The sequence below is a fragment of the Bacillus cereus group sp. MYBK220-1 genome (assembly GCF_051916445.1).
In the GTDB taxonomy this organism is placed as follows: domain Bacteria; phylum Bacillota; class Bacilli; order Bacillales; family Bacillaceae_G; genus Bacillus_A; species Bacillus_A cereus.
Window position 1 is genome coordinate 157,787 of record NZ_JBQAGQ010000001.1, and the last position, 19,931, is coordinate 177,717.

Here is a 19,931-nt window from a genome sequence, read left to right on the forward strand (position 1 = left end):
GGTAATATTCATTATGTAATTATTATATTGTAAAAATGCTTTTGTGAATAAATAAGAATAGAGGTTAATATGAAAGTAAATCAATTAATTGCTAATAACATAAATAAATTAGATGCAACTATACCGTTTAATAAATCGTTTGGAATTGCTGGTTTATCTGGATCGGGTAAAACAACGTTTTGCCAAACAATTGGTGAAGAATCAAAAAAACGATTAGTTTCTTTATTACCAAAGGCTGAATATCAATATTTATTTCCTAACATTATGGAAACAAATTTTAGTGCCATTAAGATGGAAGAAATGCCTTTAGTACTTTTTCTAGGAAAATCATCGATTTCGTCTAATCCGCGTTCAACGATTGGTACTCATACTGGTGTTTTTACAGAGGTTCGGGAAAAACTTGCTGAAGTATTTAATCTTTCTCCAGAGGTCTTTTCATTTAATAATCAATTAGGCTGGTGTACTGGTTGTAAAGGCCGTGGTACTACAAAAAATGTTGAGTGTAAAAAATGTAAGGGAAAACGTTATAGTGAAGAAATTGAACAACATGAAATTGATTTGTTGGCCAAGCCACATTCAATTTCAAATATTAATGATTTAAGTGTTGAATCTATTCTTTCACTAGCAAAAGAATTAAATATTAGTGAAGAAAAACAGCATATACTGCAAAATATTATTAATATGAACATTGGTTATTTAACATTAAATCGAATTATGGGTACGTTGTCAGGTGGAGAGTTAACACGACTTTATTTGGCTGAATTCATGGCAGTAAGTGAAAATGCTGTAATTATTATTGATGAGATTTCAGTTGGACTTGATCATGAAACATTATTACAAATTTTAGAAGAGATAAAACGATTAGGGTGTAAAAATCAAATTTGGCTTATTGATCATTCAGATACGGTACTAGATACAACTGATGAGCAATTGTTCTTTGGACCTGGTAGCGGAAAATATGGCGGGAAAATTGTGAAAGAATCACCAAGACCAAAGTCAATACTGTGGGATCGAAATAAAGAAATACCAACAGAATATTATACATTCTATGATTTATATTGCCGTAATATCCAAATGGAGGAGTTTCAAATTCCTAAAAACAGGCTTGTAACGGTTACAGGAGAATCAGGATGTGGGAAATCTACACTTGTCAATGAATGTCTAGCTACAGATTTCTTGAAAAGATATCCAAAAGATAAATTAGTTATGGTGGGACAAGACCGAAATCAATCAATTACAAGTCGATCAACTGTAGCAACTTTCCTAGATATTAAAAAGAAACTAACAAAGTATAGTGAAGACATTGATGATATTTTTGAGCGCTCGATTGAGGATATTATTGATGAACTTCCAAATGAAGATATCGCTTATAAACGTTTGAGCCTACTAATTAAATTAGGACTTGGCTATTTAACATTAGAGAGAAAAACACAAACATTATCGACAGGTGAGTTTCAATGTGTTCATTTAGTTTCGGAATTATTTGCAAACACTAGAAATCCACATACATTATTCATTTTTGATGAGCCTTCAAAAGGTTTATCACAAAATATTTTAAATCAATTTATCGATAGTATTAGAGGTATTCTGCAAGATGAATCAGTTTCTATCATTATGATTGAGCATAATCGTTACATGTTAGAAAGCTCTGATTATATAGTTGATTTTGGAAAAAGGCAGAATGAATCTGTAGAGCATTTGGATGTTGTTAATCATGAGGATTACTATCGTCAAAAAAGTAATGTGAATAGCACAGAGAAAATAAATATCTCTTCAATGCTTAAGCAGAAAAAAGGAGTTCACTATTTAGAAGAAAATCATATTAACTATTTTAAAAATGCCGAAAATGTTTATAAGGGCGGTATTTTAAAAAGTTTATCATCAATGGCTAGGTTAATTTATGGTGAATATGAATCTGATACAATCGCACCTGTTATTGCTATTGATCTTGAAAGACATTTATATAGTCAATATAGTTTCTTATATGAGATTGGTGGATTAATTAATCATATTGTAGCTTCTTATCCAATTAATAAAGATACGAGAAGTTTTGATTTCTATTCACAGGACAATCATTGTCCATCTTGTTCTGGACGTCTTCAAATTGAAGTTTTTGATAAAGATATTGCCATTCAAGATAAAAGTGTTCCATTTTGGGATGGGCTATTCGATCCAGAAATCATGAAGGTATTAAAGTTTTATCAGCATGAAAAAATAGAATTTCTATTCGAAGAAATAAAAAATGAGCTTGGTCACGATTTGTCAAAGAGCTATAATGATATGTCAGAAGAAGAAAAGCATACGTTTTGGTACGGATATTTTGAAAAATCATTTTATGATAAAAAAGGAAAGACACGTAGAACATGGGTAGGGTTTAATACAATTATTGGTGGATATATTGTTATTTCAAAAGCACCTATTAAAGAAGAAATTAAGAGTTCAAAAAAAATGATGAAATGTCCAATTTGTGAGGGGACGGTTTTAAATCATCATAAACCACTTAAATTTGGTAACGTAGATATTCGTGAAATAATCAATCAGCCTATTAATAAAGTATTGAAAACAGTTGGTGATTTACCGGCACTTGTTAAATTGAAGTCTATTGTTGGTGGCGATATGGTATTGACGGAAGATGTTTCTTTATTGCCAAGAAAAGCACAAGTTGCATTGAAAATGTTTGAATTAGAACAAGCAAGCTTTTCAAACTATGAAATGGTGTTACAAAATGTCTTACCATTCTGGGGCGAAATAAAAGGAAATATCGAATCCATTAGTGTTAATAATCAAGTAACTGTTTGTGATTTCCCTAATGTTTATGAAACGAGAGAAACCATTATAGATAAGTATTTCACAAATGGTAAATATAAAAAACTTACGTATGTATACGAAGCATTTGGATACAAAAAATTAGTTACCCAAATTAATAAAATTAAAAAAAGTAATCCATGTCCATTTTGTAAAGGTAAGAAAGTGATAACCGAAGATAATCTACATGATGGTGTCTTTAAACTAACAATTCCATGTGTAACTTGTAATGCAAGTGGTATTAATGACGAAGGGTTAAAAGAAGTTGTCGAGGGCGTGGATGTACAAACGTGGTTAACTGGAAAAGCAAGTGATGTTGTGAATGAAAGCTTATTAACAGAAGCTGTTGGAAAAATACCAATTTTTAATCGCATACGTGAGTTGGATAAACGAGATATGATGGCGGTTTATGAATGTTTAGAGAAAAATAACTAATGATGGATTTGTCAATTGTAGTAGTCATAAAATAGGAATATAGATTTTTAATTATGTAAATATAACATGTTAAATTATCGTTTAAATCGTCAAAAAAACGATTGACCCTCACACAATGTCATTGTTTAAGATAAAGTTGAGCTTCAAAGTAGATGTAACTTATAGGAGGAAATCATGTTTAAAATAGGGGATTTTTCAAAACTATCTTCCATTAGTATACGAATGTTGAGACACTACGATAAAGTGGAATTACTACAACCAGTAAAAGTCGATGAGCAGAGTGGATATCGATTTTATTCAGCAGACCAATTAAAAAAAGTAAATCAAATTCAAACGTTAAAAGCTATGGGGTTTAATATTGCTACCATCAAAGAAATAATAGAATGCGATAATATAGATACCATAAAAGAGCAATTTTTAAATCGTAGTGCTCAAATTAAAGAAGACATGAATAACCTCCAAAAACAATTACGTCTCCTTGAAGACTCAATGAAAACGATGAGAGAGGATGTTGTTGAGATGAATTATCATGTTTCAATAAAAGAAATTCCAGAAAGAACTGTAGCTAGTGTTAGAAAGATTATTCCATCGTATAATTGCGAAGGTGATTTATGGAGTGTATTAATGCAAGAAATTCAAATGAAAAATATTAGTATTGCCCAACCGAGTTATAGTATTGCGGTTTTCCATGATCGTGAATACAAAGAAAATGATGTAGATATAGAAATACAGCTAAGTATTCTAGGTAAGCACGAAAATACAAAAGACGTTACATTTAAAAATATGGAATCGACTAATGTAGCTTCTATAACAGTTAATGGAAGTTATGGACAGATGACAGCTGTAAATGAGGCTGCGGCAAAATGGATTGAGACAGAGGGTTACAAATTAGCAGGCCCGATGTTTAATATTTATCATGTGAGCCCAGCGATGGAATCCGATCCTAATAAGTGGGTTACAGAAGTTTGTTATCCAATAAACAAATAAGTAATAAAAAAAGGCATGTTTTATGCCTTTTTTTATTTTATTAATATCTCAAAATATATAATTTTTTCCTCTTTACAGTTTTCGTATCGGACTACATAAGGCAATAAAGACTTCAATTATTTTAGTAAAAGCAGCTAAAGCAAATATAAATACAGGATTGTAGGCTGAAATAATTCCACCTACTAATGCCCCCAATGGCATAGATAATCGTGTAAGTACACGAGAAAAACCTAAAACACGTCCTTGCAAATTGGATGGAACAGTTTCCTGCCGAATTGATGTAACAATCGTATTCCATGTGATATTACATGTCATCGCGATACCGAAAGCAATTCCGGGAGCAAGCCAATATGTACTCCATAAAGCAAATGTTAATCCAAGCGCTCCACAAAATAGGAGTAAAGGAATAAGTATACCACGTCGAAATTTCTTTTCTAAAGGAACGGCAATTAAGCTTCCTAAAAGCCCACCTATTCCTATTAAAGTATAATTATAACCACTTTGTGCGGAGGTAAGATTTAATGTCGATAATAAATAATACATAAGTACACCTAAAACAGCACTTGCTCCAAAGTTACCTACCATAGCTTGAAGTGACAAAGCTATATTTAACCGATCATTTTTGAGCCATTTAAATCCATCAAACAAATCATTTAGTACATTTTGCAATATTTTTTTATCAGTATTCTTTTTATTTAAGTTTTTTATAGAAGGTAATATAATCACAGCAATTAATGTAGCAATAAATGAAAGAGCATTAATCCAAAGTACTTGAAAGCCGCCAATAAAAGATATGAAAAGCCCAGCTATGATTGGACCAAACAAACTAGCCAATTGATTAACCATTTGATATAAAGAATTAGCCTTCGTTAATGATGCACCTGCGATGTGTGGAATGACTGTAACTGTTGTTACATCAAAAAGCATGGACATAACTGCTAAGATAAAAGTAATTACGTATAAATGCCAGACTTCTAATATATGTAATGCATGTAAAATTGGTACGAGACTTACTAAAATAATATTGGTAATATCCGCCATCCAAAGTAACTTTTTTCGATCATATCGATCAACTAGTACACCAACTAAAGGGCCAAATAAAACGATTGGCAATACGTTTACAGCAAATAAAGAACTCATAATTACAGCTGAACCAGTTAATTGATAGGCAATCCAAGGCAGTGCAAAAGTATATAATGAATCCCCGATTCGTGAAATGAGTAAACCAAAAATAAAAATCTTGTATTCTTTTGAAAAAATTGTCTTGACAGTTAATCTTCGTTCTTGTACAAATTTCACAATTGTATGAACCACCTTTAGTAAAGAGGAATTTGAAAATAATCCGTCCAATACGTATTAAATATAGAATTCTGTAAGAAGTTGTTGAATCCTACCTTTATAAGGTTAATTTTATATAAAAGTGTAGGGAATAGAAATTAGGGCGGCTTTTATTGGATGAGGCGGTATGATTCGAGAACAAAAGGGGTTGCTGGATAAAGAGTTAATCTTATGACCTTTTCCGCAATTATTGTTGTTAGCAGAACTTTTGAAAGAAGATCCTACATTAATATATCCCTTTTTTAGTTAATAATAGCCTCCTTAATACTAGTTAATACAAGGAGGCATTAAATTTTTAATAATTAATGATATGTGTACCCTCCATCAGGAAATAATACATTACCCGTAGTAAAACTATTTTGCATTAAATATAGGACAGTATGTGCAATTTCATCATTATATCCAGCTCGTTGTACAAGTGAAAGAGATTTATAAGCTTCGTAAGCAACTAGTCTATTTTCATTTTGTTCATTTTCTCTTTGTATTGTTCCAGGAGAAACCACATTAACTCTAATAGGAGCTAATTCCACAGCTAAGGCCTTCCCTAAACTTTCAATAGCACCATTGCAAGCTCCATAAGCAGGCGCACCTTTAAGTGGTCTTTGACTAAAGGCACCGGACATTAACACGATCGATCCAGAGTTTGAAAGAAAAGGAATTGCATATTTTACGGTATAATATTGAGGCCAAAACTTTCCGATGAAGCTACTTTCAGCAATTTCCTCTGTAGAGGTAATTGGTCCAAGTGTATAAGAGGCTCCCGGTGTGAATAAATGATCAAAGTTCCCAACTGTCTTGAAAAAATTTTGTAATTGCTCTTTATTTTGATTATCCAATATATAAGTTTGAAGATGATTGTTATTTATTACTTCTCGAGCAACTTTTAATTTTTCTTCCGAGCGTCCGGCAATAATAACATGTGCGCCTTGTTTAATTGCTTGAGTTGCTGTTGCTAATCCAATACCAGAACTCCCGCCAATGATAACAATACGGCTATTTTCTAATGTAGTAATAGACATATTTTAGCCACTCCTTTAATAAAAAACTTTAGAATATAACTGTGCTATGCTTTTATTATTCGCTAAAAGGGAGCAAGTGAAAAGTACGCACTTTATATGTACATAGTCGCAAATTTCGTACTAATTGCTATTTATGCGGATAAGTAATACGAAAAATTTCTACATATTGTTTATCCCGCATTAACGGGCAGTAAAACTCTCACCTCAAAGTTAGGAAAATGCAAGGAAGTTAGGTAAGAGATCAACTGCCCGTAAAAGCCCGATTGGTTCAACTAATAATCAGTGTGGGATGAACAAAACCCCCACTGATTAAAGTTTCACTTTATGATATCTGAGGAGAGGTGAGAAAAATGGATTTACAAGAACCGAAGTTAAAAGGGGTAATAGCAACATTACAAATAATCGGTGGGAAATGGAAGCCACTCATTTTGTTTATTTTGCTAACAGATGGAACGAAACGTTTTGGTGAATTAAAGAGATTAATACCAGATATATCTCAAGGGACGTTAGCAAAGCAATTACGTGAATTAGAGCAAGATCAACTAATAAAACGCGAAATTTATCAAGAAATACCACCTAAAGTAGAATATAGCTTAACTGAACATGGAAAAACAGTCAGTACTGTTTTGGATAGTATGTGTAGTTGGGGAAGAGGGCATTTAGAATATATAGATAAAGATAAACCATAAAAATATTATGTAAACTTATTGTAGTTTGAAGGGAAATGTTGTTTTAATAATTTGTATTTTATAATATATAATTAAGGAGTGTCGTAGGTTATTATACATATTTAATTTATTTTTACAAAGGGGAAGTAATAAGATGAACGAATTAGAGTATAAAAGCTTCTATGATAAAGTAGGAAGATTAAATGGATGGGATTTTAGTAAAATAAAATGTGAAACTGTAGGAGATACATGGGACTTTTATAGTGAGGTAAAAGAAAGGTGTAAACCATCACATATTTTACTTGATGTTGGTACAGGCGGAGGAGAAAATGTACTTAACATAGCATCATCAGCTAAATTGTTGATTGGAATTGATAATTCTAACGGCATGATTGAAACGGCACATTCCAACTTGAAAAAATCAGGTGTACAAAATGTTGAGTTTCTTCAAATGGGTTCTGAAGCGTTAACGTTTCAGAATGCCCATTTTGATATCGCTTCAAGTTGTCACGCACCGTTTATAGCATCTGAGTTAGCGAAAGTAATGAAACGAGGTGCTTTTTTCTTAACGCAACAAGTAAGTGAGAATGATAAATTAAACCTGAAAGAAGCATTTGGCAGAGGACAATGCTTAGATGAACGAGATGGCACTTTAAAAGAAAAGTATATGGATGAACTTATTAGTGCAGGATTTGATCTCGTGCAAGTACGTGAATATGATGTTACTGATTATTACAGTACGTCTGAAGATCTCATTTTCTTATTAAAACATACGCCTATTATTCCTAGATTTGGAGAAGAGGAAGAAGATTTTATTATTTTACAAAAGTTCATTGAAACGAATAGTTCTGAAAAAGGGATTCGTACGAATTCAAAAAGATTTATGATTATCGCTGTTAAATTATAATATATTTTAGTGTAAAAGCTGCTTTTCTTTAAATGAAAAGCAGCCTTTTGTGTGGAAAAGAATACAGGAAATACTTGAAAATAATAGAAATAAATAAAGTATAAATTAAAAAATCAAAATATGGAGGATAAATGTTTTGAAACGTTACTATATTAGCAATGAAAAAATAAATGTACATATTACTGAATGGGGGAATAATGACAAGCCCGTTATCTTTTGTTTACATGGATTAGGTAGTACGAGTTTAAGTTTTATAGAAATTGCTGAAGAATTAAAAGAAGAGTATAGATTTATCTCCGTTGATGCACCTGGACACGGTAAAACCCCGCCATTTGAAAGAACAGAAGATTATGAGATGCACAATTTAGCAAAGTAGTTAAATGAAATAATAAATGAATTGAGAATCGAACACTTCTATTTTCTATCACATTCATGGGGAAGTTTTGTAGCGTTATTTTATTTGTTAAATCATCCAGAAAAAGTACAAGGAAGTATTCTTATTGATGGTGGATATCAAACAAAAAGGCTTCAAGAAGAAGCGTTGGAAGAAGAAATTGCTTATTATGAAAAGGACTTTGATGAATACGTTTTTAATAATTGGGACGAATTTTTCAAAAGTGAAAAAGAAGCTTATACTAGGTGGTCTTCATTGTTAGAAGTTGCTGTAAAGGATCTAGGGATCGAAATGGATAATAAAGTATGGTGGCATGCCAGGGGGAATACAGCTAGTAATATAATAAGAGGTATGCATAAAGATGAAACGATAGATATATATGAGAAGCTACCGGCTAATATTGTATTACTTCGAGCTACAGTCCCACAAGTTTGGGCGGATTATAGAGATAAGACAGTACATGTTTTTAAAGAGAAAACGGACAGTATAGTAAAAGTAATTCCTGATACTACACACATGTTGCACTGGGATAAACCAGAAATTGTTATAGTGGAAATAAAAAATAATTGGAGCTAACATATTCATACTAAAGTTGTAGTTTCTATATGAAAAATCCATCCTTCCGTTTGATTTTATCTATTTATAAGTGTAATACAATACGAATAGATAATAAGAAATGAGGGGGAATGTAAAGTGATTACACATATATCAGATATAAAACTACAAACGGTTTCTATAGAAGGGGTAAAACAAGTTTATAAGGACATATTATCTTTTCCAATAAAAAAAGAAACAGCATCCTTCATTCAATTTGAAGTAACACCTTATACAACAATTAGTTTTCAAGAAGTGTATGAACCAATCGCACCTGCACATTTTGCTTTTGAAATCCCATATTCAAAATTCCATGAAACAGCAAAATGGTTAAAGGACTCTGGATTACTCATTGTAAAATGGCAAAATGGAAATGTAATTGGTGAAGAGAATGGTCTATTCAATTTATACTTTAAAGACGGAGATGGAAATCTACTCGAAATTATCGCACATAGTTATGTTAAAGAGGATGTATTAGTACCACACTCACCTTTAAACATTTTATACGTAAGGGAAATTGGTCTTCCTGTTAAAAGTGTACCTGTTTTTACGGAATGGTTAAAATCAAATCTAAATATGAAAACGATGGAAGATGGGGATATTTTTAACTTTGTTATAGGTGGCACTGCATATATCGTCGCGACTTGGTGGCAGCGACCTTGGATTCCAATCGCGATGAAAGCCCTATCACCGAAAGTACACGTTTCTTTCGGAACACCAGACGTCGCATTTTTACAGCGAATCCAAAATAACTTTAAGAAAAATAGTGTATCATTTGAATGTAAACGTAATGAAGTATCATTTATTGAGCAAGGATATACATTTTCAATTGTGCATACATCAGAGTTTCATTCTGATATTCCTAAACAATTAAACTTACCGCTTTCTATTTAAGGATGAAAAGCGGTAAGTTTTTTGTATATTCGTGAAGAAGGTTTTAGCTAGGGTTACAGTGAATTTAAAGAGAAGTACAAGGTGTTATTTTAATTTATGTTAAGGGGAGAAATGAAGTGGTTTTAGGTAATCCAATTGCAAAAGGGAATACTGCAGAAATTTATTTAACTGATGATAAGGTTGTAAAATTATTTAAAGATTACCTCCCAGATACAGAGTCTATAAAGGAAGCAAAAAAACAAAAATATGCGTATTCATGCGGACTGCCAGTTCCAAACGTATTTGAAGTGACAAAGATACACGATAGACAGGCAATTATTATGGAATACGTAAAAGGGGACAGTGTTGGTTATCTCCTACTTAATAATTTAAATGAGGCAGAGCGTTATATCGGACTTTGTGTTAATGAGCAAAAAAAAATCCATGCTATACATGTGAATACAGATGAAATGGAGTTAATGAGGGAAAGGTTAGAGCGTCAAATTAAATCTGTGCATAAATTGGATGAACGCAAAAAGAAGGATATATTACAAAAATTAGATTTTATTACATTTGATTTTAGGCTATGTCATGGAGATTTTCATCCATTTAATTTGATTTTGAATAAGGAAGAGAAAGTGAAAGTTATAGATTGGGTAGATGCTAGTTCAGGTGATATTCGCGCAGATGTATTTCGAACATACTTGTTGTACTCACAATCTTCGGTAGAATTAGCTGAGATGTATTTACATATATATTGCAGTCGTACCGGCATATCAAGAGATGAAGTTTTTCAATGGGCTCCTATTATTATTACAGCTAGATTTTCTGAAAAAGTATCACCGCAAAATGAAGTGTATTTGAAAAGATTATTGAATCAGTACTTATAAGTCATAAAAAAGGTTGTCAGCTAATTAATAAATGCTGTTGTTTAACCAAAGTTTCCTTGCAGTTAAACAACAGCATTCTTAAATATTGATATAGGTATTATTATTTTCGATCTTCATCCTATAAAGGTTCATAATCCGTACTTGTTCCTCCGTTAATTCTTCTTTATCCCAATACATATGCATTAAGCTATATTCAAAAATCTCTTTTAATTTAATAAATAATGGAAACTTGTCTATCATCTCTTTTGGTAGTTCATTTTCCTCTTGGTAGCCTTCAAATAGTGCTTTTGTAATAGAATACTCATAGTCAACGATATTCCCATTTCCAGCAAATGAATATTCTATCGCACTATAAATAGGAACGGCTAAATCGAATATGTAAAAATGTTTTTGGAATGAATCCAAGAGAATATCAACTTAACAAAATGCCTAGTCAATCATTTGTTAAACTAAATTTAAATAAAGAAGGGGCGTTTAAAATGAATATTTCTAGAAAAATAGAGGTTGAACAGTTACGAGATAGGAAGAGTGAGCTATTTGATAAAGAGGTACTTAACATATTAAATGGTCAAGTTATGTATGAAGAATTTAAAAACGAAAAGCTAATGGGTGATTCTGATTATGCCCCATTTAATGAGGCAATGTGTGTGAACTCGGCTACTACTCAAGTTTTTAATGAAGAGTTTATTAAAACAAGAGCGAAAGGACATAACAGTTCAGTAGAAAGTTATATAAAAAAGGTTATAGATCCGTTAGAAAACCTTTTTACGAAAAAGTATAAATGTATTGTTCTATGGTTTGGTGAAGATATGTTTTGCCAAGTGAACCTACTTACCATACTTTCTCACCTTGAACAGTCTGCTTATGAAGGGAAGGTATACTTAAATAGCTTTAGAGAGGATGAATTTAAAGTAAATCAAATTGAACTTGAATTGGGGAATTATTCTTCTATATACAATGAAGTATTAGTAAACCATAAAAAGACCTCTCATAAAGTACCACCTGTAATGTATCAGGCTATAGACTTATTTTTAGAAATGTTAACAGAAGATAATGCAGTAATGAAATTCATCTCTAAAAATAAAGATTTATCAACTCGTGAATTATTAATAAAGTTGTTTTATCTTTTTCCAACAATCGGATATGGAGATACTCAGTACATAGAGCTGATTAATAAAATAAAGAAGAAAGCTACACCCAAAATATAGGTGCAGCTTTCTTCTTATAATTGCTCAAGTAATTCTAATTCTTTTTCTACAAATAGCATTAGTTCTTTAATTGTTTCACCAGAAAAATCAAAACGAATACCGGCTGCATCATACACTTCTTTTATAGATTGCGAGCTTCCTAGTGATAATGCCTTTTTATAATTTTCTAGCGCTTGCTTAGGATCCTCTTTATATTGTTTATACATTTGTAATGCACCAAGTTGGGCGATCGCATATTCAATATAATAAAATGGTACTTCAAAAATATGGAGTACAGGTAACCAACTCGTTGCTATCCAGTTTTCGTAGCCATCAATATGTATGACGCTAGACTGATAATGTTTTTGAAGTTGTAAGTATTTTTCATTTCTTTCTTCAGAAGTATGACTTGGATTTTCATACAGCCAGTGTTGAAATTGATCGACAATAAGCATAATAGGTAAATATGAAATAACATCTTTAAAGAAGTTAATTTTTGCTTGTTTTAAATCTTTTTTGTCTGTATAGAAGGTATCCCAATAATTAAGCGAGAATAACTCCATTGTCATACTGGCTAGCTCAGCTGTTTCAGCTGGAATTTCTATATACTGTCGTAATTTTAATGGTTTTATGAGTTCGTTATGAATGCTATGACCCATTTCATGTATAAAAGTGACAATATCATCTTGTGTATAATTTAAGTTCATAAAAATATAAGATAATTGTGAAGCTGGTAAGTACTCACAAAAGCCACCAGCTGCTTTTCCTTTGCGGCTTGTTAAATCAAGACAATTGTGTTTATACATTCGGTTTAAAAGTGCTGAAAATTCAACATCTAGTTTATTAAAGATATGAGTGCTCTTTTCAATTAAATCATTTTCATTTGTAATAGGTTTAAGTACTTTTTGATCTGGAGTTACAGCTGATACATCCCACGGGCGAAGTGTATCAACTTGCAGTTTATCTTTTTGCTCTAGCAATATTTTATCTTTAAGCGGCACAACATACTTACGTATCGATTCAGCTAGTTCATAGCAATCTATCGCTGAATAATCAAAACGCTCGTATTTTTTGAACATATAATCGCGATAATTCTCTAGTTGAATATTTTTTGCTTTTTGATGGCGAATTTCAATTAATTGATTTAATATGTTTTGGAGTTCTTTTTCAACAGATAAAAATTGTTCAGAAATAATGGTTTTTGCCTTTTTACGGGTGTCACGATTCGAATCTTGTAAATAGGATTGTAATTCTGTTATCGTTTTTTCTTCTCCGTCCCAAATTCCACTTAATCCTCCAGTGATTTCAAAGTACTCTGTGACTAATTTGTCTTCCTGTATTTCTAATTCGATATTTTCCTCACAAAATAACTTTTGAGCATTTTTTATTTTTGTATCTAATAAACCATATACGTTAGAATCTAATTCCATTCGAAAAGGTGACTCTAAATATTTATTATCCAATAAATTTTGGTACCGCTTTAAAAGTGGCTTTACAAATTGTTGATCATGTTCAAAAGTATCCTTTATTTCTTCATCATCCGTATTACATTGAAAGGCGATGTAATGTGATCTTAATTGTTCTTCGATGTCCCAAATTACTTTTGACTGCTCTTTTAACCAATTTTCAAGGTCTAGTTTTGAAGAAATCATTTTATTTAATAAAGTCGAAAGAGTTTTTTCCAATTGTAGTACATTACTAATATCAATCGTATTTACACGTTGCATTATATATCCCTCACTTTTTATTTATTCATAGAGATATTCTATTTATTAATTGTAATTTCCTTGTTAAGTGGGGGAAATGTGAAATAATGTTAAATTTAATAATTAAAGAAGGTATTTATATGTCAAAGTAAAAAGTTTATCGTAAATGAAAATATATGGAGGGGTGCTACATGAGAAAGAGAAAGAAGTTACTTGTGTTTTTATTTCCACTTGCTTTATTGTGTGCTTGTGAGCCTGAAATGGAAGAATCTAAAAGTGAAGATTCTATAGTTATGGGTATTGCTACAGCGACAGTCAAGCAGGAATCTTTTTTTAGTGCTGCTATATGGGATGAAAAAGCAAGAATAGTAGATTTAGAGATTGCTGATAGCGAAAATGCTAACGAAATAAAAAAAGAAATTAATAAAAGATTGCAAATTCAAGGCATTATGTCCTATAAAGTAAATATATCTCAAAGAAACAAGGAGATTGTAAATGCAGAACAAAGATGGCAGTTAGTTTTTGGACAGATATTTGATGACGTATTGAGAAAGAATGGATATGAAGGATTTGGTATTCAGCAAATAAATTATAAAAAGAATCAACCTGTTACCATTGATATAAAAACTAAGATTAGTGATGATGAAGTAGGGGCGAGAGAACTTGGACAGAAAATAGAAAAAGAAGTTGAAGGGGTACTTAAAACAGAAGAAGTAAAGAAATGGATTGAAAATGATTCATATGCTATTGGGATTTACGATATAGATGATCGGAAAATTAACTAATTGAGGAATGAATGCTATATGAATGAAAAATCGATATAATTAAATGTAGAATTACTGAAGGAGGTGTAAGATGTATAAGTATTTACATATTTTAAACGACATAGAAAATATGATTCAAAATGGAGAAATAAGAGAAGGAAAGAAATTACCATCTATACGGTCACTCGTTACGCAATATGAATGTAATAAGGCAACAGTTATACGTGCTCTTCATGAATTAGAAAAGCGTCACATTATATATTCTGTCCCTCAAAGTGGATACTACGTTGTTAAAAAATCAGAGAGTACTATAGAAAATAACGAGATAATTGATTTTGCCTCCTCAGCACCAGATCCAGATGTTTTTCCGTATTTAGATTTTCAACATTGTATTAATAAGGCTATTGATACGTATAAAAATGATTTGTTTGTATATGGAACGCCGAAAGGCTTACCATCTTTAATACCAGTTATTCAAAAACAACTAGCAAATTATCAAGTCTTTACAAAAGAAGAAAATATTTTTATAACATCAGGTGTTCAGCAGGCACTTGCTATATTAACTTCTATACCATTTCCGAATGGAAATGAAACTGTATTAATTGAACAACCAACATATCATCTATATATTGATTATCTAGAAATAAATAAAGTTCCTGTAATCGGTATTAAACGTACGAATGAAGGTATCGATTTGAATGAATTGGAGCAAATATTTCAAACCGGAAAAATAAAATTCTTCTATACGATACCGAGATATCATCATCCGCTTGGAACGTCTTATTCTAAAGATGATAAAGAAAAAATCACACTATTGGCTAAGAAATACAATGTATTTATAGTGGAAGATGATTATTTAGCAGATTTAGAAACTGATTCAAAAGCAGATCCATTATATAGCTTGGATAATTGTAGTCATGTCATATATTTGAAAAGTTATTCGAAGATTATTTTTCCAGGTTTACGGGTTGGAGTTGCGGTCATTCCACCATCCATTGCAAATGCGTTCTATACATACAAAAAGATACTAGATATTGATAGTCCGATGATTTCTCAAGCGGCTTTAGAAATTTATATAAAGAGCGGTATGTTTGAACGTCATAAAAGTAAAATTAATTCTTCCTACTATAATAGATCAATAAAACTAGCAGAAACATTAGAAAAAGTGCAAAATGAAGATCCATCATTATTTACATATAATAGACAAAACACATTTGGAATACACACCTGTTTAGAAATGCAGAAAAACATAGTTACAGAAACACTTATACAAAAATTAGGTGACATGCAAATAAGTGTCGATACTATTGATAAGAATTATATGAGGAATTTCCCTAAAGAAAAACTATTAAAATTAAATGTTTCGAATGTAAAAGAAGATAAGATTGAAGAAGGTATTCGTAAAGTAATTGGGGAAATCAAGCAATTAAGACAGTTTAATTTTCAGTTTAGAAAAGAATAATTTGAATTAGGGGTTTGTTTGGTTTTGAGGCGAAAAATCATTCTCTTGTTTGTATGTAGCGCTATAGTAGTTGGTGTAATGGCTGTGGCTAAATATAAAAAAAGAGATCAATGCATAGCAGTTGCAAAGTATTCAAGAGGTATTATCGTAGATCAAAATAACGAACCTATAACTAATGTGAAAATTTATGAAGATTCAATTGAAAGTAAGATGCGTAGTATTTCAAATGCACAAGGTGAATTTGAAATACCACATGGAGTTTGTGGTGAAATTGCATTAAAATTAGTTACTCAGAATGGGGAAGCCTATACGAGAAAATATGATAAGGATCATGTATAAGAAGAAAACTAAAGGTGAATAAAATGAAACCATTACAGAGAAAAGTAGCAGTTGTGGACGGAGCAACTATATATGTAACTGAATAACTATATGTTTTTTAAGAGCGCTCTTAGAAAAGAGTGCTCTTTTTCATTAATGTAAATATTTACTTAGCATCTTTTTAAAATGATTTTTATCATAATTTACATATTGCGTAGCTGTATTTCGTATTGGATCTCCGGCATAAAATCTTTCATACAATTCGTGTCTAGATCCTAATGGACTTCCAATGATATCCCAGGCCAACTTAAATAATTTTGTGCGTTGTTCGGCATCTATATTCGTTCCTTTAAAGTACTTTTTCAATAAATCAGCTATCGGACTTTGGAAGTCATTCGAGCTCGAAGGAAGTTGAATGAACCCACCTGCTCCAATTAATTGTAAAATTTCTATTGCACGGGGATAATATTTGGAACCAAGATTCCTTGCAGTTTCGATATATTTAAAATTCGGCAAATAAGTTTTCGTTTCATTTGTAGTACCTTCAACTTCTGCAGCAATTAAAAGTGCGCGAATTGTTTCGATTTGCATAATTAATTCCCCAAGCTTCTCTTGAACATACAAATAAGTAGTAGCACCGATCGCTTCAGCAATTTCACAAGCAATTGCAGTTATAAATTCTAGCTTTACTACTAATCGTACAATTGCTTGGTGATAAGCTAAACTACTAGAAGCTACATCTGACTTTATTGCCCATAACGCTTCAGGGTTGTTATATAGTAAGACTCGTTCCCATGGTACAAATACATTATCAAAGATTAATAGTGCATCCATTTCATCGTACTGTGAGCTAAGAGGGGAATCAACTGTAATTGAATGTGTATTCGCAAATGGTTCTCTACAAACCATATGTAATCCAGGGGAATTGGCTGCCACAATGAGAAAGTGAGCTAAATCTTTTTGCGTATCAGTCAGTTTTGCTAATGGATAGATTAATAAATCATTTGAATAAGGAGAAGCAGTACCAATCATTTTAGCACCACTTAAATAAATTCCATCAGAAGTTTTTTTCGTAACTCTTAGTAATCCTAAGTCGTTTGTATTCAACATTGATTCTGTAGATCGATTTATTTGTGGATCACGTTGAACTACGCTTAAGAATAAGTGATTATCTCTCGCTTCTTCATAATAAGATGTAATTTTATTTGGAAACTGTGCATCGAATTTTTTATAAAAATATTTTGATACGTACCAGCCAGTAAGTCTCGATCTTGCGTAATCAGATAGTCTACTCATTACACCGTCTGTAGCATAACTCCACGTTTCAAAAGCGGTTCTCCTCATTAATAATTCGTTATAGGAATTCGGAACTAAAAAGGCTGTATGAACAAATTCTTTCGTTTTTGGACTAACATATCCAACAGAATCTCTTCGTATTGGATCATCAAACAATGTAAATAAATTAGAAATGGTACTTAATGTTCCTGCAAAATGTTTGTCTGTAGTTACATCTACTTTTTGACCATAGAGCCAAACGTTACGACCATCTTGTAAGCTCTTTATATAGTAATCTTTCAAATTTTGCATATTTCCTCCTTCTAAAGACTATTCATATATTTGGACATCTTTTAATGGTGGGGAATATACGTGGAAAGTTATTACTGCTGAATCTGTAGCATTATACATTTTATGCACAGTATCTTTTTTTACTGTGAAAATATTTCCCTCTGTAAACTCTTCAATCCGCTCGCTATTATTTTCGTACGTTATATTTTGTAACGTACCATTGACTATTAGTATACATCCTACAGATATTCCATGATCGTGCACAAAGGTCTTTGCTTTGCTGGGGAAATTTAATACTAAAATCTCTACAAATTCAGATTGATAGATAATGTTCCTTCCGTATTCAAGATTAACTGGTGAAGTAATAAAAGGAGCTATTTTATGAAGTGAAATATTTAATGATTGAATAGTGTGTATTAAATTGAACGTATCGTAGTTACATAGGTTATTAAATGCCTTTCTTATGTTATGAATCAATTGCATGTACAACTTCCTCCTAAGCATTTGCAGTGAAAGAAAGTAATCTCCTATTATATCGTGTGTAGTCGATTACATAACATTGTATTGAATAAATTCAAAAAGGTGACTGGTTTTAATTGGGTAATATTTGCTCTAGACTACATGGTAATTAATTCCTTTTTTTATGGTATGCTTGAACTATAGCCCGCTTTCTATTGGAAAGGTGATGAAATAAATGGCAGTTCTTTTAGTGGATAATCTATATCAAATGTCTATTGTTTTACTGATCTTATGTTCATTTTGTTTTTATAGATATTTAAAGAAAATAAAAAGGGAAAGAAAGCTTACAGGTTTTGAAATTACGATGTATATCGTGACGCAACTTGCGTATTTCATTTGGGCGGCAACGACTTTTCTTAAAATGTTATCAGAATAGTAATCTTAAAGTATTAGACGCTGAACAGAAAGGTACAGGAGCATTAAAGGTATAAACGTGGGCAAGGGTAATTTATCATCTATTAGGTAAATAAATTTAGTCGAAATCTAGATGGATAACAATATTACTTATAACATCTTTATAAAAAGAGAGGATATAAATGGAACAATATAAGTTAATTGTAAAAGGGCCTAAACAACTTGAGTGGGAAACAAATGAAATTAAGGACATACAGGACGATGAAATTATCGTTAAAACAATCGCAGGAGCGATAAGCATTGGGGCCGAGTTACCACAGTATAATGGATCCGATATTACGGAAACGAATCCTTCTTATCCAAGAAAAACTGGATATGAAAGTTATGGTGAAGTAATTCAAATTGGTAATCAAGTAACACATGTAAACGTAGGTGATAAAGTAGTTTCTTTTTATGGACATGAAACGATAGGGATAGTTAAGGTACATAAAGTAATTCGAGTGCCTAGTTCTATACAACCTAAAGTTGCTTTATTATCCATTCTTTCATGTGATGCTGCTAAAGGAGTATTGAAACTAAACCCGCGACATGATGAAAAAGTACTTATAACTGGAATGGGAGTTATTGGTTTGTTCGCTTGTTATTTCTTAAAATACTATGTAGGCATTGAGCACGTGGATGTTGTTGAGCCTAATAAAAATAGAAGAGATTTTGCAAAGAAGTTTGGTCCGAAAAACATATATGATTCAGAAGAGAAAATAATAGAAACATATAATTATGGTTTCGAATGTTCTGCTACAAATAGTGGGTTCCATACTTTGCAAAAAGCTCTTAAAACTAATGGTAAAATATGTATACTATCTGTATGGTAATATAGAAGAACTAACATTAACTGCTAACTTTTATCAGAAAGAATTGCAAATCATTGGATCAAGTGATGGATACGATTATCAAAAGCATGCAGATTGGTTTTTTGAAGAAATAGGAAAAACACCATTTATAGAAGAGATCTTTCAACATGAAATACATTATACTTCACTCATACAATGCTTTGATGAATTGAGTTTAGGGATAATTAAACCATTAAAAGTATATGTTTCATATGAATAACGAAAAAAATGAGCAAATATTTGTCACATACCTTA

At 31.6% G+C, this 19,931-nt stretch carries 17 protein-coding genes and 2 pseudogenes; 13 read left to right on the forward strand and 6 right to left on the reverse strand.

Features of this window, described 5'->3' with window-relative positions:
- Nucleotides 1–69: 69 nt before the first annotated feature.
- Together ACTFRU_RS00690 and ACTFRU_RS00695 are read left to right on the forward strand one after the other, a co-directional pair.
- Nucleotides 70–3,240, forward strand: a complete 3,171-nt coding sequence (locus ACTFRU_RS00690; RefSeq protein WP_440037386.1) for an ATP-binding cassette domain-containing protein — start codon at nucleotides 70–72, stop codon at nucleotides 3,238–3,240.
- 174 nt (nucleotides 3,241–3,414) lie between these two features.
- Nucleotides 3,415–4,227 carry a MerR family transcriptional regulator gene (locus ACTFRU_RS00695; RefSeq protein WP_139849657.1) on the forward strand — a complete coding sequence of 271 codons (813 nt, stop codon included), beginning with the start codon at nucleotides 3,415–3,417 and terminating at the stop codon, nucleotides 4,225–4,227.
- Between the two features lie 72 nt (nucleotides 4,228–4,299).
- Here the strand turns inward: ACTFRU_RS00695 and ACTFRU_RS00700 are convergent, their stop codons facing one another.
- Nucleotides 4,300–5,526, reverse strand: coding sequence for an MFS transporter (locus ACTFRU_RS00700; RefSeq protein ID WP_290102490.1), 1,227 nt, complete (start codon nucleotides 5,524–5,526; stop codon nucleotides 4,300–4,302).
- Nucleotides 5,527–5,867: 341 nt separating this feature from the next.
- Nucleotides 5,868–6,584 (reverse strand): SDR family oxidoreductase, encoded by a 717-nt coding sequence (locus tag ACTFRU_RS00705; protein WP_086388511.1) that lies wholly within the window; start codon nucleotides 6,582–6,584, stop codon nucleotides 5,868–5,870.
- A gap of 350 nt (nucleotides 6,585–6,934) precedes the next feature.
- On the opposite strand from ACTFRU_RS00705, the gene ACTFRU_RS00710 reads away from it, so the two are divergent.
- From ACTFRU_RS00710 to ACTFRU_RS00730, 5 genes and pseudogenes are all read left to right on the forward strand, one after another.
- Complete coding sequence (locus tag ACTFRU_RS00710) at nucleotides 6,935–7,273, forward strand: winged helix-turn-helix transcriptional regulator (RefSeq protein ID WP_000365529.1); 339 nt, start codon at nucleotides 6,935–6,937, stop codon at nucleotides 7,271–7,273.
- A 133-nt stretch (nucleotides 7,274–7,406) separates the two neighbouring features.
- A complete protein-coding gene (locus ACTFRU_RS00715) occupies nucleotides 7,407–8,159 on the forward strand; it encodes a class I SAM-dependent methyltransferase (protein ID WP_086388510.1) in 753 nt (250 codons plus the stop codon).
- A 136-nt stretch (nucleotides 8,160–8,295) separates the two neighbouring features.
- Nucleotides 8,296–9,129: pseudogene (locus ACTFRU_RS00720) on the forward strand (alpha/beta fold hydrolase).
- A 117-nt stretch (nucleotides 9,130–9,246) separates the two neighbouring features.
- Nucleotides 9,247–10,041: a VOC family protein gene (locus ACTFRU_RS00725; RefSeq protein WP_071740591.1), complete on the forward strand. Its 795-nt coding sequence runs from the start codon at nucleotides 9,247–9,249 to the stop codon at nucleotides 10,039–10,041.
- Between the two features lie 116 nt (nucleotides 10,042–10,157).
- Nucleotides 10,158–10,910, forward strand: a complete 753-nt coding sequence (locus tag ACTFRU_RS00730; protein ID WP_290102491.1) for an aminoglycoside phosphotransferase family protein — start codon at nucleotides 10,158–10,160, stop codon at nucleotides 10,908–10,910.
- 78 nt (nucleotides 10,911–10,988) lie between these two features.
- Here the strand turns inward: ACTFRU_RS00730 and ACTFRU_RS00735 are convergent, their stop codons facing one another.
- Nucleotides 10,989–11,315 (reverse strand): aminoglycoside phosphotransferase, encoded by a 327-nt coding sequence (locus tag ACTFRU_RS00735; protein WP_086388508.1) that lies wholly within the window; start codon nucleotides 11,313–11,315, stop codon nucleotides 10,989–10,991.
- Here ACTFRU_RS00735 and ACTFRU_RS00740 point away from each other — a divergent pair.
- Nucleotides 11,306–12,118 carry an AraC family transcriptional regulator gene (locus ACTFRU_RS00740; RefSeq protein WP_254915695.1) on the forward strand — a complete coding sequence of 271 codons (813 nt, stop codon included), beginning with the start codon at nucleotides 11,306–11,308 and terminating at the stop codon, nucleotides 12,116–12,118. The genes ACTFRU_RS00735 and ACTFRU_RS00740 overlap by 10 nt on opposite strands.
- Before the next feature lie 14 nt (nucleotides 12,119–12,132).
- Here ACTFRU_RS00740 and ACTFRU_RS00745 read toward each other — a convergent pair whose 3' ends face one another.
- Nucleotides 12,133–13,824 carry a M3 family oligoendopeptidase gene (locus tag ACTFRU_RS00745; RefSeq protein ID WP_197324085.1) on the reverse strand — a complete coding sequence of 564 codons (1,692 nt, stop codon included), beginning with the start codon at nucleotides 13,822–13,824 and terminating at the stop codon, nucleotides 12,133–12,135.
- A 170-nt stretch (nucleotides 13,825–13,994) separates the two neighbouring features.
- On the opposite strand from ACTFRU_RS00745, the gene ACTFRU_RS00750 reads away from it, so the two are divergent.
- From ACTFRU_RS00750 to ACTFRU_RS00760, 3 genes are all read left to right on the forward strand, one after another.
- A complete protein-coding gene (locus tag ACTFRU_RS00750) occupies nucleotides 13,995–14,588 on the forward strand; it encodes a DUF4030 domain-containing protein (RefSeq protein ID WP_049107901.1) in 594 nt (197 codons plus the stop codon).
- 70 nt (nucleotides 14,589–14,658) lie between these two features.
- Nucleotides 14,659–16,029 (forward strand): aminotransferase-like domain-containing protein, encoded by a 1,371-nt coding sequence (locus ACTFRU_RS00755; RefSeq protein WP_069604586.1) that lies wholly within the window; start codon nucleotides 14,659–14,661, stop codon nucleotides 16,027–16,029.
- Nucleotides 16,030–16,053: 24 nt separating this feature from the next.
- On the forward strand, nucleotides 16,054–16,368 hold the full coding sequence (locus ACTFRU_RS00760; RefSeq protein ID WP_197324083.1) for a hypothetical protein: 315 nt from the start codon (nucleotides 16,054–16,056) through the stop codon (nucleotides 16,366–16,368).
- Between the two features lie 132 nt (nucleotides 16,369–16,500).
- On the opposite strand, the gene ACTFRU_RS00765 is transcribed toward ACTFRU_RS00760, so the two are convergent.
- Both ACTFRU_RS00765 and ACTFRU_RS00770 read right to left on the reverse strand, forming a co-directional pair.
- A complete protein-coding gene (locus ACTFRU_RS00765) occupies nucleotides 16,501–17,934 on the reverse strand; it encodes a 4-hydroxyphenylacetate 3-hydroxylase family protein (RefSeq protein WP_098376322.1) in 1,434 nt (477 codons plus the stop codon).
- A gap of 18 nt (nucleotides 17,935–17,952) precedes the next feature.
- A complete protein-coding gene (locus ACTFRU_RS00770) occupies nucleotides 17,953–18,396 on the reverse strand; it encodes a cysteine dioxygenase (RefSeq protein WP_001176008.1) in 444 nt (147 codons plus the stop codon).
- Nucleotides 18,397–18,607: 211 nt separating this feature from the next.
- Here ACTFRU_RS00770 and ACTFRU_RS00775 point away from each other — a divergent pair, with 211 nt between their 5' ends.
- Entirely contained in the window at nucleotides 18,608–18,808 is a 201-nt protein-coding gene (locus ACTFRU_RS00775) for a hypothetical protein (RefSeq protein WP_000279689.1), read from the forward strand.
- 160 nt (nucleotides 18,809–18,968) lie between these two features.
- Nucleotides 18,969–19,896: pseudogene (locus tag ACTFRU_RS00780) on the forward strand (zinc-binding dehydrogenase).
- Nucleotides 19,897–19,931: the final 35 nt, after the last annotated feature.

What these genes read in the sequence shown, in the direction of transcription:
- ACTFRU_RS00690 (WP_440037386.1), top strand. Translation starts at nt 70, where the DNA reads ATGAAAGTAAATCAATTAATTGCTAATAACATAAATAAATTAGATGCA.
- ACTFRU_RS00695 (WP_139849657.1), top strand. Translation starts at nt 3,415, where the DNA reads ATGTTTAAAATAGGGGATTTTTCAAAACTATCTTCCATTAGTATACGA.
- ACTFRU_RS00705 (WP_086388511.1), bottom strand. Translation starts at nt 6,584, where the DNA reads ATGTCTATTACTACATTAGAAAATAGCCGTATTGTTATCATTGGCGGG.
- ACTFRU_RS00710 (WP_000365529.1), top strand. Translation starts at nt 6,935, where the DNA reads ATGGATTTACAAGAACCGAAGTTAAAAGGGGTAATAGCAACATTACAA.
- ACTFRU_RS00715 (WP_086388510.1), top strand. Translation starts at nt 7,407, where the DNA reads ATGAACGAATTAGAGTATAAAAGCTTCTATGATAAAGTAGGAAGATTA.
- ACTFRU_RS00740 (WP_254915695.1), top strand. Translation starts at nt 11,306, where the DNA reads ATGAATCCAAGAGAATATCAACTTAACAAAATGCCTAGTCAATCATTT.
- ACTFRU_RS00745 (WP_197324085.1), bottom strand. Translation starts at nt 13,824, where the DNA reads ATGCAACGTGTAAATACGATTGATATTAGTAATGTACTACAATTGGAA.
- ACTFRU_RS00750 (WP_049107901.1), top strand. Translation starts at nt 13,995, where the DNA reads ATGAGAAAGAGAAAGAAGTTACTTGTGTTTTTATTTCCACTTGCTTTA.
- ACTFRU_RS00755 (WP_069604586.1), top strand. Translation starts at nt 14,659, where the DNA reads ATGTATAAGTATTTACATATTTTAAACGACATAGAAAATATGATTCAA.
- ACTFRU_RS00765 (WP_098376322.1), bottom strand. Translation starts at nt 17,934, where the DNA reads ATGCAAAATTTGAAAGATTACTATATAAAGAGCTTACAAGATGGTCGT.
- ACTFRU_RS00770 (WP_001176008.1), bottom strand. Translation starts at nt 18,396, where the DNA reads ATGCAATTGATTCATAACATAAGAAAGGCATTTAATAACCTATGTAAC.
- ACTFRU_RS00775 (WP_000279689.1), top strand. Translation starts at nt 18,608, where the DNA reads ATGGCAGTTCTTTTAGTGGATAATCTATATCAAATGTCTATTGTTTTA.